This is a genomic window from Bradyrhizobium sp. C9 (genome assembly GCF_002532045.1).
GTDB lineage: Bacteria > Pseudomonadota > Alphaproteobacteria > Rhizobiales > Xanthobacteraceae > Bradyrhizobium.
This window is the reverse complement of record NZ_NWTG01000008.1, coordinates 30,668-46,273: the sequence shown is the minus strand read 5'-3', so window position 1 is coordinate 46,273 and position 15,606 is coordinate 30,668. Positions and strand designations below refer to the sequence as shown.

The 15,606-nt window shown below is 65.0% G+C and carries 17 protein-coding genes; 7 read left to right on the top strand and 10 right to left on the bottom strand.

Features of this window, described 5'->3' with window-relative positions:
- Positions 1-23 precede the first annotated feature (23 nt).
- From CO675_RS18810 to CO675_RS18780, 7 genes are all read right to left on the bottom strand, one after another.
- A complete protein-coding gene (locus CO675_RS18810) occupies positions 24-1,235 on the bottom strand; it encodes an ABC transporter substrate-binding protein (protein ID WP_097673403.1) in 1,212 nt (403 codons plus the stop codon).
- 207 nt (positions 1,236-1,442) lie between these two features.
- Positions 1,443-2,186, bottom strand: coding sequence for a CPBP family intramembrane glutamic endopeptidase (locus tag CO675_RS18805; RefSeq protein ID WP_245452813.1), 744 nt, complete (start codon positions 2,184-2,186; stop codon positions 1,443-1,445).
- 66 nt (positions 2,187-2,252) lie between these two features.
- On the bottom strand, positions 2,253-3,023 hold the full coding sequence (locus CO675_RS18800) for a CPBP family intramembrane glutamic endopeptidase (protein ID WP_097673624.1): 771 nt from the start codon (positions 3,021-3,023) through the stop codon (positions 2,253-2,255).
- A gap of 10 nt (positions 3,024-3,033) precedes the next feature.
- Complete coding sequence (locus CO675_RS18795) at positions 3,034-4,677, bottom strand: acyl-CoA dehydrogenase family protein (protein WP_097673402.1); 1,644 nt, start codon at positions 4,675-4,677, stop codon at positions 3,034-3,036.
- Between the two features lie 134 nt (positions 4,678-4,811).
- On the bottom strand, positions 4,812-5,264 hold the full coding sequence (locus tag CO675_RS18790) for a hypothetical protein (RefSeq protein WP_097673401.1): 453 nt from the start codon (positions 5,262-5,264) through the stop codon (positions 4,812-4,814).
- Positions 5,265-5,299: 35 nt separating this feature from the next.
- Positions 5,300-5,710 (bottom strand): hypothetical protein, encoded by a 411-nt coding sequence (locus CO675_RS18785; protein ID WP_097673400.1) that lies wholly within the window; start codon positions 5,708-5,710, stop codon positions 5,300-5,302.
- 130 nt (positions 5,711-5,840) lie between these two features.
- On the bottom strand, positions 5,841-6,587 hold the full coding sequence (locus tag CO675_RS18780) for a M15 family metallopeptidase (protein WP_097673399.1): 747 nt from the start codon (positions 6,585-6,587) through the stop codon (positions 5,841-5,843).
- A gap of 206 nt (positions 6,588-6,793) precedes the next feature.
- On the opposite strand from CO675_RS18780, the gene CO675_RS18775 reads away from it, so the two are divergent.
- From CO675_RS18775 to plsY, 3 genes are all read left to right on the top strand, one after another.
- A complete protein-coding gene (locus CO675_RS18775; RefSeq protein WP_097673398.1) occupies positions 6,794-7,747 on the top strand; it encodes an aspartate carbamoyltransferase catalytic subunit in 954 nt (317 codons plus the stop codon).
- Between the two features lie 4 nt (positions 7,748-7,751).
- Positions 7,752-9,053, top strand: a complete 1,302-nt coding sequence (locus tag CO675_RS18770; protein WP_097673397.1) for a dihydroorotase — start codon at positions 7,752-7,754, stop codon at positions 9,051-9,053.
- Between the two features lie 226 nt (positions 9,054-9,279).
- Entirely contained in the window at positions 9,280-9,876 is a 597-nt protein-coding gene (gene plsY / locus CO675_RS18765) for a glycerol-3-phosphate 1-O-acyltransferase PlsY (protein ID WP_097673396.1), read from the top strand.
- Positions 9,877-10,013: 137 nt separating this feature from the next.
- On the opposite strand, the gene CO675_RS18760 is transcribed toward plsY, so the two are convergent.
- Positions 10,014-11,252, bottom strand: a complete 1,239-nt coding sequence (locus CO675_RS18760; RefSeq protein ID WP_097673395.1) for an amidase — start codon at positions 11,250-11,252, stop codon at positions 10,014-10,016.
- A gap of 127 nt (positions 11,253-11,379) precedes the next feature.
- Here CO675_RS18760 and dprA point away from each other — a divergent pair, with 127 nt between their 5' ends.
- A complete protein-coding gene (gene dprA / locus CO675_RS18755; protein ID WP_097673394.1) occupies positions 11,380-12,495 on the top strand; it encodes a DNA-processing protein DprA in 1,116 nt (371 codons plus the stop codon).
- A gap of 167 nt (positions 12,496-12,662) precedes the next feature.
- On the opposite strand, the gene CO675_RS18750 is transcribed toward dprA, so the two are convergent.
- Positions 12,663-13,061 (bottom strand): winged helix-turn-helix transcriptional regulator, encoded by a 399-nt coding sequence (locus CO675_RS18750; protein ID WP_097673393.1) that lies wholly within the window; start codon positions 13,059-13,061, stop codon positions 12,663-12,665.
- Positions 13,062-13,160: 99 nt separating this feature from the next.
- Here CO675_RS18750 and CO675_RS18745 point away from each other — a divergent pair, with 99 nt between their 5' ends.
- Both CO675_RS18745 and CO675_RS40605 read left to right on the top strand, forming a co-directional pair.
- Positions 13,161-13,769 (top strand): FMN-dependent NADH-azoreductase, encoded by a 609-nt coding sequence (locus tag CO675_RS18745; RefSeq protein WP_097673392.1) that lies wholly within the window; start codon positions 13,161-13,163, stop codon positions 13,767-13,769.
- Positions 13,770-13,845: 76 nt separating this feature from the next.
- On the top strand, positions 13,846-14,151 hold the full coding sequence (locus CO675_RS40605; protein ID WP_158231269.1) for a hypothetical protein: 306 nt from the start codon (positions 13,846-13,848) through the stop codon (positions 14,149-14,151).
- Here CO675_RS40605 and CO675_RS18735 read toward each other — a convergent pair.
- Positions 14,148-14,921, bottom strand: coding sequence for a glucose 1-dehydrogenase (locus CO675_RS18735; protein ID WP_097673391.1), 774 nt, complete (start codon positions 14,919-14,921; stop codon positions 14,148-14,150). The two genes, CO675_RS40605 and CO675_RS18735, sit on opposite strands and share 4 nt — an antisense overlap.
- A 109-nt stretch (positions 14,922-15,030) precedes the next feature.
- Here CO675_RS18735 and CO675_RS18730 point away from each other — a divergent pair, with 109 nt between their 5' ends.
- Positions 15,031-15,504 carry a winged helix-turn-helix transcriptional regulator gene (locus tag CO675_RS18730; protein WP_097673390.1) on the top strand — a complete coding sequence of 158 codons (474 nt, stop codon included), beginning with the start codon at positions 15,031-15,033 and terminating at the stop codon, positions 15,502-15,504.
- The last annotated feature ends 102 nt before the right edge of the window (positions 15,505-15,606 follow it).

Sequence of the window (15,606 nt, the reverse complement as noted above, 5' to 3'; positions counted from 1 at the left end):
TGCGCTCGCAGTGCTGATCGTCGCTACTTCCCGCTCGAACCGGTGAACGCCGTATCGAGCACATCGCCGATCGGCTGCCAGCTGCGGCCATCAAACTGAAGCAACCGCAATTGCTCGACCGGATGGAACTGCGTGGTATTGATCTTGATGCCCGGGAGCAAGGCGGATGCCTGATAATCCCTGAGCGCCGCAGCCTGCTTCATGACGTTTTCGCGCGACAGATCGTTGCCGCATTGCCTGAGCACCTGGGCCATCGTTTCGGCGGCGGCATAGCCGTAGACTGCGGCAGCGTCATCCTTGCCGCCGGCTTTGGTGTACTTGTCGAGGAAGCTGTGCCAGGCGCCCTGATCTTCCCGCCAGGCCGGATCGCTCGCATCTTTCAGGAAGGCGGCGGTGATGACCCCGGTCGCATTCTCTGTGCCGGCCGGTTTGAGCACCGTCTCGATCGATGACGCCATCTGGTTCACGACGAACACCGGCCGCCAGCCGTGGTCGGCTGCGGCCCGGATCACCTTCGAGGCATTTTCCGGCACCCCGGCAAACACAAAGATCTCGGCGCCCGATTGCTTCAGGATCGATATGTGGCCGTCCAGATGCTGATCGTCGACATCGTAGGCGATGTCGACCCTGATGTTGTGGGCGACGTCTCCCAGACCTTGCACCAATCCCTTGAACAATTCGCGGCCGAACTGGTCATTCTCCCAAAGCGCCACGATCTTCTTTCCGGGATAGAAGGCCTGGATGTAGTTGGCGTAGATGCGCCCCTCCTCTCGGTACGAAGGCTGCCAGCCCATGGTCCAGGGATAGAGAGACGGCTCGCTGAGGTCCTGATCGCCGGAGGCAACAAAAAGCTGGGGGACCTGCCGTTCGTTGAGATACTTCCGCACAGCGAGATTCTCCGGCGTGCCGAACGAACCGAACATCAAGAGCACGTTGTCGGTCTCGACCAGAATGCGCGTCAGGTCCAAGGCGTTGGAAGCATCCGACAGATCGTCATAGGACATGAAACGGATCTTGCGGCCATTGATGCCGCCGCGTTCGTTGACCATCTCGAAATAGGCGGCTTCCGCCTTGCCGATCTGGCCGAAGATCTCCAGTGCGCCGGTATACGGCATGAGATTGCCGATGCGGATTTCGGTGGCGGTCACGCCTCCATCGCGCACCTGCTGCGTGATGGCGCCGAGAGACGCCAGCGCGACGACGCCGGCCAAAAGCGTTCGGATCAACATCGCCATGAGAAGAGCTCGCACGACGGCAGCCGCCGCTGCCTGGTTTCAGTCCGGCCCGCGCTCGTTCATTGAACCAGATCATAGCACTCTGAGAGGGCCGCTGATATCCCCTCCGTCAGCGGACGGCGACGCGCCGCTACGGGTTCCGGACCATCATGCTGCAGACAATCACGGCGGCCATCACAGCGCCGATCGTGATCGTCGCGATGGGCGTTAAACGTAAGGGCCTATCATGAGAGAGCTGATTATGTTCATGGCCGAGTGAACGATCACAGTCAGCCAGGTCGAATTACTCCGCCAACGAAAATAGCCCAGAGCGAGGCCGAGAACGAATATACAAAAACGATCGGACCAATCGTATTGCGTGTGGTTGAGAGCCCAAACCACAGATGTCAAGATGATGGCACCGACTGGCCCGAGGAAGGACTGCGACCAGCCTCGAAACAAAAAGCCGCGGACAATAAACTCCTCCATGATCGGCGCGGCCAAGCAGCAGCCGATCAGGAAGGTGAGCAAGCCAACCCGACCTTGCACGTTCAAACTAGGGGCGATCCAACTCGTATCTGCACCAACGAAAGCTCGAAAATAGCTCTCCACGATCAAGAGGGCTGCCGTGATCGCGAATGCGAGAAAAAGCTCTCTTGAACTGGGCCAATTGAGCGCAAGGTATTCGGAAAAGTCTCGATCAAGCATGCGGACAGCGACCCAAAGCACCGCGACAGCAGCTGGACTTCCGAGCACCAGACCTGCGCCCTGCCAGCGTCCCTCGAGCCCAACCTGAGCAATCGGGATTGTCCCATACTGCGCGAGCATAAGGACAAGAAGACCAAGCCCTCCCACCAGAAGAAACGCGCCGTGGGCAAGAAGGCCAATAAGCGTCGTCTCGAGGAAATCCCATACCCGCGGCGATTTCGCCGAAGCCGGGACCGGCGCGCCGGCATTTTCGAAGTTCGACATGTGGGATTTTTCTGCAACAACGTTGCAGCGAAGGTGGGCCTAGCTTCAACCTATCATAGGGAACGCTCAGCCCGCCAGCCACCAGGTCTGGAGTGTCGCGGCAAAATTGTTCAGCCCGTGCAGCAGGATGGTCAGCCAGGTCGAGCCGGTGCGGAAGCGCAGATAGCCAAACAGGAGACCGATCGACAGCACCTCGCACAGGAAGAACCAGTCGTACTGCAGGTGCATCACCGTCCAGACGATCGACGACAGCAGGATCGCGCCATAAGGGCCGAGCTTCGATTCCGACCAGCCGCGGTAGAGCCAGCCGCGCGCGAACAGTTCCTCCCAGAGCGGCGCCGCCACGGCAAAGGCGATCACCAGAAGCCACAACGCACTGTGCTCCTGTGCCGACTTCAGCACGTCGCCCATGAAGCCCGGCGTCACCTCGCGGCCGGCGGCGCGGGACACCATGTCCCAGGCGCCGACCAACACGACGAGCGCGACGACGCCGATGATCACGTTCTTCCACGACGTCCCGCGCAGCCCGAGGTAATCGGCGAACGGGATCCCGGTACGGCGGATCGCGAACCACAGCGCCAGCAGCACCATCGGCAAGCCGGCGAGCACCGAGAGCGAGATCGTCAGACCATCGGCAACCACATGGGTGATGCCCGCCGCCGACAGTTCGCCGCCCAGCGCGATGATGCGGTAGATCACGACCGCGACCTGGCCGACGAACATTGCGACGAAGATCAAGAGCCCCCACAGCGCGGTGCCCCAGAACTTCCAGACCCGCCGCGGGCGTGGCGGCGGTTCGAGAGCCGACGGCGGAGTATCGGGATTGAGTGCGTCCATCAGCAAACCTTCATGGCAGCGCCCGCGCCAGCAGCGCGCGCTGATCGGCATCGGAGAGGTCCACCGCGCCGTACATGCCGGCGTGGCGTTCGGCAAGCCGGGTCGCCGCGAACAACTCGGCATCTCTCGGCGAGACCTGGTTCAGTGCGGCGGTTGCGGCCAGCAGCGCCAGCTTCTCGACCGCAAGCCGTGCGATGCGTTCGCCGTCAGGCCGGCGGAACGATTGTCCGATCGAGGCGACCGCCTCAGCGGCGCCCGGCAAACCCTTGGTGTCATCGGCGAGCGCACGAAGCACGGCGAGCGCGGCATCGGCCTCGCGGCCGAGCGCGCGGAGCACGTCGAGACACATCACGTTGCCGGAGCCTTCCCAGATCGCATTGACCGGCGACTCCCGGTAATGCCGCGCCAGAATGCCCTCCTCGACATAGCCATTGCCGCCAAGGCACTCCATCGCCTCGTAGAGGAAGCCCGGCGCGCTCTTGCAGGTCCAGTATTTGATCGCCGGCGTCAGCAGCCGCATATAGGCCGCCTCGCCCGCATCGGTCGGCGCGCGATCGAAGGCGCGGCAGAGCCGCGTCACCAGTGCGATCGACGCCTCGACATGCAGCGCCATGTCCGACAGCACCGCCTGCATCAGCGGCTGGTCGGCAAGGTGCTTCTGGAACACGCTGCGATGCCGCGCATGATGGAGCGCGTGCGCCAGCCCCGAGCGCATCAGGCCTGCGGAGGCAATCGCGCAATCCTGCCGCGTCAGCTGCACCATCTGGATGATGGTGCGGATGCCCTTGCCCTCCTCGCCGATCAATTCGGCGTGGGCGCCATGGAATTCGACCTCGGACGAGGCATTGGAGCGGTTGCCGAGCTTGTCCTTCAGCCGCTGGAAGTGGATCGCATTGACCGTGCCGTCGGGCGCAAAACGCGGCATGAAGAAGCAGCTCAGCCCCTGCTCGGCCTGCGCCAGCACCAGGAAGGCGTCGCACATCGGCGCCGACATGAACCATTTGTGCCCGGTGATGCGGTATGTGTCGCCGTCGCGCTCGGCGCGCGTCATGTTGGCGCGCACGTCGGTGCCGCCCTGCTTCTCCGTCATGCCCATGCCGAGCGTCATGCCGCGCTTGGTCCACCACGGCGCAAAACCCGGGTCGTAGGCGCGCGTTGCGATGACCGGCATCGTCTTCGCCAGAACGTCCGGCTGCGAGGCCAGCGCCGCGACCGCGGCGCGAGTCATCGTGATCGGACAGAGATGACCGGTCTCGACCTGGGACGCGATATAGAACCTTGCCGCGCGCACCACTTCGGCCGCCCCGCCGGCCGGCTTGCCGTCGGCGGTCCAGGTCGAGTTGTGAACGCCGGCATGGGCCGAGTGCGCCATCAGCTCGTGATAGGCCGGATGAAACTCGACCTCGTCGCGGCGATTGCCCCTGGCATCGAAGGTTCTCAGTTTCGGCGTGTTCTCGTTGGCGACCCGGCCGCGCTCCGCCATCGCCGCCGATCCCCAATGCTTGCCGAAATCCGACAGCTCTGCCGCGGCCGCCGCCCCGCCATTGGCGGCGACGGCCGCGACGAGCGGCGCGTCCGCCGTGAACAGGTCGACATCCCAAAAGGGCGGCGACTGGTTGAACACATCGTGGGTGGCGAACGGAGCCTGCGTCATGGTCTCCCCGGCGATTGGTCGCTCTGCGCGCGATGCCCGGACAACGGTCTTCGTTGGCGGCAGCAGCGCCGTAACTGGAATCGGGGGATCATAAGCCTGCAAGCCGGCGCGGGGCAGCGAAAAGTACACGTCCGCTAGATGCTTCCGTGCCTCGGCGCATGACGGCCGAGCCAGCGGTCGACCCAGTCATTGGCGCGGGTCCGGTTCGCCTCCGTCCTGGAAGCCTGGACCGGAAAAATGTCGCCGCGACTCAGTTGCCGGTTATCCGGATATTCAGCCAGTTGCAGGTTCGATTCATGCGCGGCCCCGTCCGCCGGAGAGATGTAGGCAAACCGGATCTCGATCTTGTGCTTGATGTCGGCGCCCTGCCATTTCGGATGATGGCGCGCCAGAAGTTCGGTGAGTTCGCAAGGCAACAGATCCGAGGTCGAGCTGCGATTGTCCTCGGTCTTCTCCAGATAGCATTGCTCCTTGACGCTGCTGACGCGCGCGTCGATCGGACGGAAGTTCACCCGCTTGTCGAACTCGATATAGGCATAGAGGCCCGCGACGCCGATCGCGATCATCCCGTAGAGGCTAAGGCGCATGGTCGAACTCCAATCCTCCCGAACCGGCGCGACGATCAGATCATGCGCGTCTTGTCTGCCTTGGTCTTGGAGGCCAGTACCGGAAGAACCTCGCCGGCGCGCAGCGGCTTGCCGCTGGGGAAGTACGACATCTCCAGGCTCGACTGGTGCGAGACGCCATCGACCGGCGAGACATACACGACGCGCACCTCGATCTTGTGCATCACGTGATAGCCCTGCCACTTCGGATGCTCCTTCCGCAACAGCTCGGCGGTTTCGCAGCGAGTGAGTTCCGACGTGAACGTCGTCTTGGTGACGACGCCGCGCTCGACCTTTTCAAGATAGCACTGGTCATTGACGCTGCTGATGCGCGCATCGACGCGCTGGTAGTTCGCGCCCTTGTCGTACTGGTCGTAGATCGCGATGCCGAACGCACCGACGGCAACAATGACAACAGCCCAACGCATGTTTCGTGCTCCCGCAATGCGGGCACTTGATACGGCCGCAATTAAGGAGTGTTGAACGCGCATTCGGCTACTTCAGCGATGGCAAGCTTTGTGTTGCCGAGATGCGTTGGATTTGAGGAAAATCCAGCCGCTAGTGCGCGCGTGTGATCGGGAAATCATAGGCCACCCCGCCGGCCCCCGGCAGCGAGAAGTGCCACCATTCCTTGGAATAGTTGGCAAATCCCTGGCGGGCCATCGCCGCGACCAGAAGGTTGCGCCAGCGTCGCTGCGCCGGCGTGATCGCACTGGCCGCGGTATGCCCCTTCACGTCGGAGCAGTCATAGCCGGTGCCCATGTCGACGCTGCCCTCGGGCGCGCGGGCGGCGACCGGCGCGGTGCAGTCGGCATAATCCCTGGCGGGGTCGAACTTGCGCGAATTGTCCGCGGTCAGATCGACCAGCGTCAGATCGAGCGCCGCCCCGGTCGAATGACCGGAATGGGTGGCGATATAGCCGAGGCGGAACAGGTCCGCCTTCGAGAAGGCCGGGTTGTAGCGCCGCTCGGCGGCAGTCTCCTTGCCGTTCCTCGACCACGCCACCATGTCGGCGACCGCGCGGGCCGGCCGGTAGCAATCGAACATCTTCAGCGACAGGTTTTGCCGCGCCAGTTCCTGCTGCACGGCCTTGAGCCGCAGCCCCACCTCCCGCTTCACCACGCATTCCGCAGCGCCATAGCCCGCGATCGGCCGCCCCATGAAATTGTTGGAGCTCGCGTAGCGGATGTCCTGGATGATGGTCGGATCAATATCGCGCAGGAACGCGAAGTCGCCGGGAAGCGCTTGGGCGAGGACCGGTGAGACCAGGCCCGCAACAGCGACGAGGATCACGACAACTTTCATGAGCTCCCGCTCCGGTGCAGCCGCCGGGCTGATCCCGGCCGTCCACGTCTTGTTCCGGAAAGACCAGCAAAAGCAAGCCGTCGGTGGCCCGCCGCAGCCCGGGCCTGTCCGCGCAGAAACCCCGCCCCATCTTACTCGGGGAAAACTCCTGCGGGCCCTCTTCGCGCTTGCCCCACCGGCCATCCACGCCTATAGCTCTCGCTTTAATGACCCCATCATTAAAATCGACTTTTGTCCTCGGTCACCGGCATCTGCTGGGCATCGAGGGCCTTTCCGCCGACGACATCACGGGCCTGCTCGACCTCTCCGAGGAGTATGTCGAGCTCAACCGCCAGGTCGACAAGAAACGCGCCAGTCTGCGCGGCCGCACCCAGGTCAATCTGTTCTTCGAGGCCTCGACCCGGACCCAGTCCTCGTTCGAGATCGCCGGAAAGCGCCTGGGCGCCGACGTCATGAACATGTCGGTGTCATCGATGTCGACCCGCAAGGGCGAGACCTTGATGGACACCGCGGTGACGCTGAACGCGATGCACCCCGACATCCTGGTGGTGCGCCACCACGCCTCCGGCGCGGTCGAGCTGCTGGCCCGCAAGGTTGACGGTTCCGTGATCAACGCCGGCGACGGCGCCCACGAGCACCCGACCCAGGCGCTGCTCGATGCGCTAACGATCCGCCGCAACAAGGGCCGGATCGAGGGGCTGACGATCGCGATCTGCGGCGACGTGCTGCATTCGCGCGTGGCGCGTTCCAACATCTTCCTGCTCAACACCATGGGCGCCCGCGTCCGCGTCGTGGGCCCCTCCACGCTGCTGCCGCGCGGCATCGAGCGGATGGGCGTCGAGGTCGCGCGCGACATGCGCGAGGGGCTGAACGGCGCCGATATCGTGATGATGCTGCGCCTGCAGCGCGAGCGCATGAACGGTTCCTTCGTGCCGTCGAGCCAGGAGTACTTCCACTATTTCGGCCTCGACCAGAAGAAGCTCGGCTACGCCAAGCCCGATGCGCTGGTGATGCATCCGGGCCCGATGAACCGCGGTGTCGAGATCGACACTTTCGTCGCCGACGGCGCGCAATCGCTGATCCGAGAACAAGTCGAAATGGGTGTGGCGGTGCGCATGGCAGTGCTCGAAGCGCTCGCCCGCAACCTGCCGAACGCGTGACGCCATGCTGACTGACCGCCGCCCCATCCTGCTCGCCAACGCCCGCGTCATCGATCCGTCCCGCGACTTCGACGGGCCGGGCGACGTCCTGATCGCCGACGGCGTGATCCGTGACGCCAAGCGCGGCATCGGCGCCGCCGGCGTCCCCGAAGGCACCGACATCGTCAATTGCGCCGGCAAGATCGTGGCCCCCGGCCTGATCGACATGCGCGCCTTCGTCGGTGAACCCGGTGCCAGCCACCGCGAGACCTTTGCCTCCGCGAGCCAGGCCGCCGCCGCCGGCGGCATCACCACCATCATCTGCCAGCCCGACACCTCGCCGGTCATCGACAACTCGGCGACCGTCGACTTCGTGCTGCGCCGCGCCCGCGACACCGCGATCGTCAACATCCACCCGATGGCGGCGCTGACCAAGGGCATGCAGGGCCAGGAGATGACCGAGATCGGCCTGTTGAAGGCCGCCGGTGCCGTTGCCTTCACCGATGGCGACCGCAGCGTCACCAACGCCCAGGTGATGCGGCGCGCGCTGACCTACGCCCGCGATTTCGACGCGCTGATCGTGCATCACACCGAGGATCCGCACCTCGTGGGCGAAGGCGTGATGAACGAGGGCGAATTCGCCACGCGGCTCGGCCTCGCCGGAATTCCGACTGCCGCCGAGTCGATCATGCTCGAGCGCGACATGCGGCTCGCGGGGCTGACCGGCGGCCGCTATCACGCGGCGTCGCTGACCTCGACCGAGTCATTGGAAATCCTCAAACGCGCCCGCGACAACGGGCTCCACGTCTCGGCCTCGGTCTCGATCAACCACGTGACGCTGAACGAGAACGACATCGGCCCGTACCGCACCTTCCTCAAGCTGGCGCCGCCGCTGCGCACGGAGGAGGACCGCAAGGCGCTGGTCGCAGCCCTCGCCTCCGGGCTGATCGACGTCGTGATGAGCGATCACAATCCGCAGGACGTCGAGGTCAAGCGGCTGCCGTTCGCGGAAGCGGCGAGCGGCGCGGTCGGCCTGCAGACCATGCTGCCGGCGGCGCTGCGGCTGATCCACAATGGCGAGATGGATTTCAAGACGCTGATCCGGGCGATGTCGACGCGGCCGGCGGAACTGCTCGGCCTGCCGGGCGGCACGCTGCGCGCCGGCGCGCCCGCCGACGTGATCGTGATCGACGCCGATATCCCCTGGGTGCTCGACCGCGACGACCTCAAATCGCTATGCAAGAATACGCCGTTCGACGACGCCCGCTTCTCGGGCCGCGTGACCCGGACGATCGTCGGCGGACGGACGGTGTACGAACACGTCTAGACTGGGGTGGAACTCAGCGCGCCGCGAGTTGCGACATAGCCTCCATCGTCGTTCCGACGACGATGGCCGCGACGTAAACGACAAAGAAAACCTGCTCCAGCCGCCTGCGAACAGAAGCCATGATAAGGTCCCTCATTTCCAAGGCCATGGTGCGGATTGATGGTTAATATTTCGTTGATGGGATTGTCCAAAATGGACCGAACCGACCGTCCGGGGAGCCACCGCGATGTCTGCTGACGCGATGCTGCTGGCCGCCTTCCTGATCGGCTATCTCTTGGGCTCGATCCCGTTCGGCATGATCCTGACCAGGCTCGCCGGCACGCAGGATCTGCGCACCATCGGCTCGGGCAATATCGGCGCCACCAACGTGCTGCGCACCGGCCACAAGGGCCTCGCCGCGGCGACGCTGATCGGCGACATGCTCAAGGGCACCGTCGCCGTCATCATCGCGGGCTCGATCGACGGTCCGAACGCCGCCATGCTCGCGGCGCTCGGCGCATTCCTTGGCCACCTCTTCCCGGTCTGGCTCAGATTCCGCGGCGGCAAGGGCGTCGCGACCTATATCGGCGTGCTGCTTGGCCTGTTCTGGCCGGCGGCGCTGATCTTTGCCGTGATCTGGATCGGCACCGCCACCACCACACGCTACTCGTCGCTGTCGGCGCTCGTCGCCGCGTTCGTGACGCCGCTGTTCCTGTGGTGGTTCGGCCACAACGCGCTCGCCTCGCTGTTCGCCGTGCTGACGCTGCTGTTGTTCTACATGCACCGCGAGAACATCAAGCGGCTGCAGGCCGGCACCGAAGGCAAGATCGGCGAGAAGAAGTAACTCTCTCCGTCATTCCGGGGCTCGCGAAGCGAGAACCCGGAATCCATCGAGCCGCATGTTTCGCTGTGAAATGGATTCCGGGCTCGCGACGACGTCGCGCCCTCAGGTGCGCAATTGCGCCCCGGAATGACTGGAGACTATTTCCTTAGCGCGTTCTCGACAAAGCTCGCCGCCGCCAGCGCCTTCGCGTCATCGCCAAAGCCCGCGATCACGGTCACGCCGACCGGCAATCCGCCCTCGGCGATCAGCGTCGGCACGTTGACGCAGGGCACGCCCATCAAGGTCCAGAGCCGGTTGTAACGGGGATCGCCGGTCGAGGCCAAGCCGCGCGGCGCGGCACCCGGCGCCGACAGCGTCAGCAGCACATCGACCTGGCCAAAAATCGCTGACAGCGCCTGCCGTGCGCGCAGCGCGACCTCCATCGCCGCGTCGTACTCGGCGGGTGTGCCGCCCTTGGTCTCGTCGAGCCGCCCGCGCAGCAGCGGCGGCATCGCATCGTAGTTTTGCTCGTATTCCCAGGCGAGCGACTGGTGCGCCTCGAACTCCTGCACCACCGGGTGGATCCGCCACGCCTCGGCGATGATCTCTGATATCGCAAGCTCGCGCACGGTTGCGCCCGCCCGCTCCGCCGCCCGCGCGGCCTTCTGCAACGCCTCGGCACCGGATGGCTCGGGCGCGCCGGCGAAGGCCTGCGTCACCACGCCGATGCGCGGCGCCGCGACCTCGGACGGCAGCACAAGGTCAGGTCGTTTGGTCATCGCCGCCAGCCCCTGCGCAACATCGCGCACGCCAGCGCCGAACAGCCCCACCGTATCGAGCGTCCACGAAAAACACTTCACCCCGACGGTCGGCAGCAGCCGATAGCTCGGCTTGATCGCGGCCACGCCGCAGAACGAGGCCGGCCGGATCACCGATCCGCCGGTCTGAGTGCCCAATGCCAGCGGAATCATCCCGGCGGCGACCGCGGCCGCCGAGCCCGACGACGATCCGCCCGGCGTGTGCGCGTGATTGTGCGGATTGAGCGTTGCGGTCGGATCGTTCGCCGCGAACGCGGTCGTCGTGGTCTTGCCGATGATGGTGGCGCCGGCCCGCTTCAGCGCCATCACCACAGGCGCATCGGCGCGCGGCTGATGGCCGCGATAGATCACAGCCCCCATCTCGGTCGGGAAACCGGCGGTATCGACGATATCCTTGATGCCGACCGCAATGCCGCGCAGCGGCCCGGCCTCTTGCGCACGCGCCGTCGCGTCATGGCAGACGAACGCACCGATGGTCTTGTCCTGCGCCGCGACGGCTTCCTGCGTTTGCGTGATAGCGGCATCGGCGGACAATTCGCCCGAGGCGATGCGGCGTTGGAGTTCGGCAAGCGAAATCATCGGCAGACTTCCTGTTTTCTTGACGGCTTCTTGACGGCTTCTTGGCAAGCGCTTGTAGCGCGTCGCGCGCCGCGGCGCCAATGTCGCAGTTGATCACAATCCAAGGTTGGGCGAAGCTGGAGCCCGCATGCATGACCGGTCACCCAGCACCACTGAACTCACCGACATCGAACGGCTCAACCGCCTGCGGCTGATCCGTTCCGACAATGTCGGCCCGCGCACCTTTGCATCGCTGCTCCGCCATTTTGGCGATGCGGCGCATGCGCTGGAGCGCCTGCCCGATCTCGCGCGCCGCGGCGGCGCATCCGGACCCGGGCGCATCACGAGCGAGGCCGACGCCGCCGCAGAGCTCGCGGCCTGCACCAGGTTCGGCATCGACCTCGTCGCGCCGGAGGAAGCCCACTATCCGGCGCGGCTTGCCACCATCGACGACGCGCCGCCGCTGCTCGGCGTACGCGGTGCGCGCGACACGCTGGTGCGCCCGATGATCGCGATCGTCGGCTCCCGCAACGCGTCCGGCGCCGGGCTGAAATTTGCAAGCCAGCTGGCGCGCGATCTCGGCGACGCCGGCTTTGTCGTGATCTCCGGCCTTGCCCGTGGCATCGACCAGGCGGCGCATCGCGCGACCGTTGCAAGCGGCACGGTCGCCGTGCTGGCCGGCGGCCATGACAAAATCTACCCGCCGGAGCACGAGGATCTGCTGGCCGCCCTGCTCGCGCGCGGCGCGGCGATCTCGGAGATGCCGCTCGGCCACGTGCCGCGGGCGCGCGACTTCCCTCGCCGCAACCGGCTGATCTCGGGCGCCTCGCTCGGCGTCGTGGTGGTGGAGGCCGCGCACCGGTCGGGCTCGCTGATCACGGCGCGGATGGCCGCCGAACAGGGCCGCGAGGTGTTCGCGGTGCCGGGCTCGCCAATCGATCCACGCGCCGCCGGCGCCAACGATTTGATCAAGCAAGGCGCCACGCTGGTCACCGAAGCCGCCGACGTCATCAGCGCGGTCACGCCGATCATGGAGCGGCCGGTGATGCTTGGCGTGCGCGAAGACGACGAGCCGATGGATTTTGCCACTGATGGCGGAGATCGCGCCCGCATCATCAATCTGCTCGGACCGAGCCCAATCAGCCTCGACGATCTGATCCGGATGGCCAATGTCTCGCCCGCGGTCGTTCGCGCGGTGCTGCTGGAGCTCGAGCTCGCCGGCAGGCTGGAGCGTCACGGTGGCGGACTGGTGTCGATGATTTAGCGTGGACGAATAAGCGGCTCACGCCAATCTGGGACCGTCATCCTGAGGTGCGAGCGGAGCGAGCCTCGAAGGATGCACGGCCCGGATATCTCGGCGCGGAGAGAGTTGGGGCGGTCGACCCTTCGAGGCTCGCTCCGCTCGCATCTCAGGGTGACGGATAACACTCGCTACTCGTTGCGCGCATCGAAACTGCTTCGCGCACCCTCGATCTCCGACAGATTCGCGAACGCCCATTCGCCGAGCGCCTTCACCGGCTTCGCCAGGCCGCGGCCAAGATCCGTGAGTTCGTAATCGACCCGCGGCGGGATAGTCGGAAACACCGTGCGCGTCACCAGGCCATCGCGCTCCAGCCCGCGCAGCGTGAGCGTCAGCATCCGTTGCGAGATGCCGTTGATCATGCGCTTCAGCTCGTTGAAGCGCTTTGGCCCATCGGTCAGCATCATGATCACGAACACGCTCCACTTGTCGCCGACCCGCGCCAATACGGAGGCAACCGCGCGGCAATCGCGGTGATCCTGGTCGGGCATAGGCGGAAGGGCAGGCACACGGATGTGCTCGGGTTTCATTGCTGTGCTCGGGTTTCAAAAATGTGCGTTCTTGCGGATATTTAGGGCGGTCACTCATATAGCGCCAGTTACAAACCTATACCAAAGGTGACCCCTGCCATGAAACTTCTGCACATCGACTCCTCGGTCCTCGGCCCCCACTCCGTCAGCCGCCAGGTCTCGGCCGCCGCCGTCGATCGGCTGCGCCAGGCCAATCCGGGCCTGATCGTGAGCTACCGCGATCTGACCCAGACGCCGCTCGCCCACCTCTCCGGCTTGCATCTCGCCGCCAGCCAGGGCGCCGCGCCGGACCCGTCGGTGCGCGACGACATCGCAACCGGACAGGCTGTGCTGGACGAGTTCCTTGCCGCCGACATCGTTGTGATCGGCGCACCGATGTACAATTTCACCATTCCCTCCCAGCTCAAGGCCTGGATCGACCGCGTCGTGGTCGCCGGCAAGACCTTCAAATACGGCGCCGCTGGCGTCGAGGGATTGGCCGGCAACAAGCGCGTCATCATCGCAATCTCGCGCGGCGGCTATTACGGCGCCGACACGCCGATGGCCGCGCTCGAGCACCTCGAGACCTATTTGCGCGGCGTGTTCGGCTTCATCGGCGTCAAGAATCTCGAACTGATCCCCGCCGACGGGATCCAGGTCGGTCCCGAGCATCGCGAGAAGGCCGTTGCAGGCGCGCTGCAGGCCGCCGGCAGCCTGAACGCCGCCTGACGCGATCATATTCCTGCCGTCACCCTGGTGGCGGCAGGCCCCTTCAGATGGATGAAGTCAGAACCAGGCGCCTTGAATGCCGAAGATGACGGCGACGAGCGAGATCAACAAACCGATGCCGGAAAACAGCGCGACCGTGACAAACTGCGCTGAGTCTGAATTTTCATTTTCGGACGTAGACGAAACCGGGATCGGCGTCGAAATGCGGGCTGCTTTCGGCATGAAGGAACTCCAAAATGATTCCGTGGTGAAAAAATCCCCGCCCATTCAGGAGTCCGGCGAGTACGTCAAAGGTTCAATGCGCGCGATACTAGTCGCGCGCGAAATCGGCCGGTGTGAACTGCTTCACACCGGCCGTTCGTTACAATGCGAAACAAACTAGCCGCGATAGATCGGCGCGCCCGCGGGAGATGCCGTTGCGCCACCATCAATGAACAGTTCCTGCCCCTGCACATGCGCTGCGTCGTCGGACGCGAGGAACAGCACGGTCTTCGAGATGTGATCGGGTTCCCCGATACGTCCGAGCGGCGTGGACTTGCCGATGCGCTGCTCGAACGCCTTCTCCGCCTCGGGCGTTGCGATCGCCGCGCCCCAGATCGGCGTACGCACTGCGCCCGGCGCCACCACGTTGACACGGATGTTGCGCGGCGACAGCTCTGAGGCCATCACACGCGCCATCGCGCGCACGCCGGCCTTGCTCGCCGCATAGGCCGAATAGCCAGGATTGCCGAGCACCGAAATCACCGAGCCATTGAGGATGATGGATGCGCCGTCGTTGAGATAAGGCGCGACCGCCTGCACGGTGAAGAACACGCCGGTCAGATTGGTGCGGATCACATTTTCGAATGCGGCGAGCGTGGTACCGCCGACCGGTGTCTGGCCGGGAATGCCGGCATTGGCGAACAGCGCGTCGTACTTGCCGAACTTCTCCGCGCCCTGCTTCGCCGCGGCTTCCAGCGCCGCGACATCGGTGGCGTCAGCCACCACCGCGAACGCGTTTGGCCCGAGCTCCCGCGCCGCCGCTGCGAGCGTCTCCTTGTTGCGCCCGGTGATGACGACCTTGGCGCCTTCGGCGACGAACAGCCTTGCTGTCGCGAGCCCAATGCCGCTGTTGCCGCCGGTGATCAACGCCGTCTTGTTCGCCAGTCTCATGTCCACCTCCAGTTGGTTGCATTATTAAACTTCATTGCCTACCTAGGGCATCAGGTTTAATATTGCAACCACACAAGACCGTGATGGCCCAACTTTCGGAGCGTGCGTCGTGAAACGAACCAGCCTTGCAGGCGACAGCTGTCCGGTGGCGCGCGCGCTCGACGTGTTCGGCGACTGGTGGTCGCTCCTGATCATCCGCGACGCGAGCCTCGGCCGGCGCCGGTTCGGCGAATTCCAGGCCAGCCTCGGGCTGGCGAAGAACATCCTCGCCACACGGCTGCGCACGCTGGTCGAGCGCGGCATCCTGAAGACGGTCCCCGCCTCCGACGGCAGCGCCTATCAGGAATATGTCCTGACGCCGAAGGGTCACGGCATCTTTCCGATCCTGGTCGCGCTCCGGCAATGGACCGAGGAATTCGACGACCATCCGGACGAGATCGCGACCATCATGGTCGACCGCGACAAGGGCAAACCGGTGAAGAAGCTCGCGCTGCTGTCGCAGGACGGACGTGTGCTGGGGGCGGCTGATACGACGCTGAAGCCGCGACCTGTGCGGAAGGTGGCGAGGCGGGTTTCGGCGTGACCACCTCATCGTCGTCCCGGCGAAAGCCGGGACGACGACTGTGGATCCAGGCCGTGCCACACACTCGATGTCGTCCTGGCGAAAGCCAGGACCCATTACCCC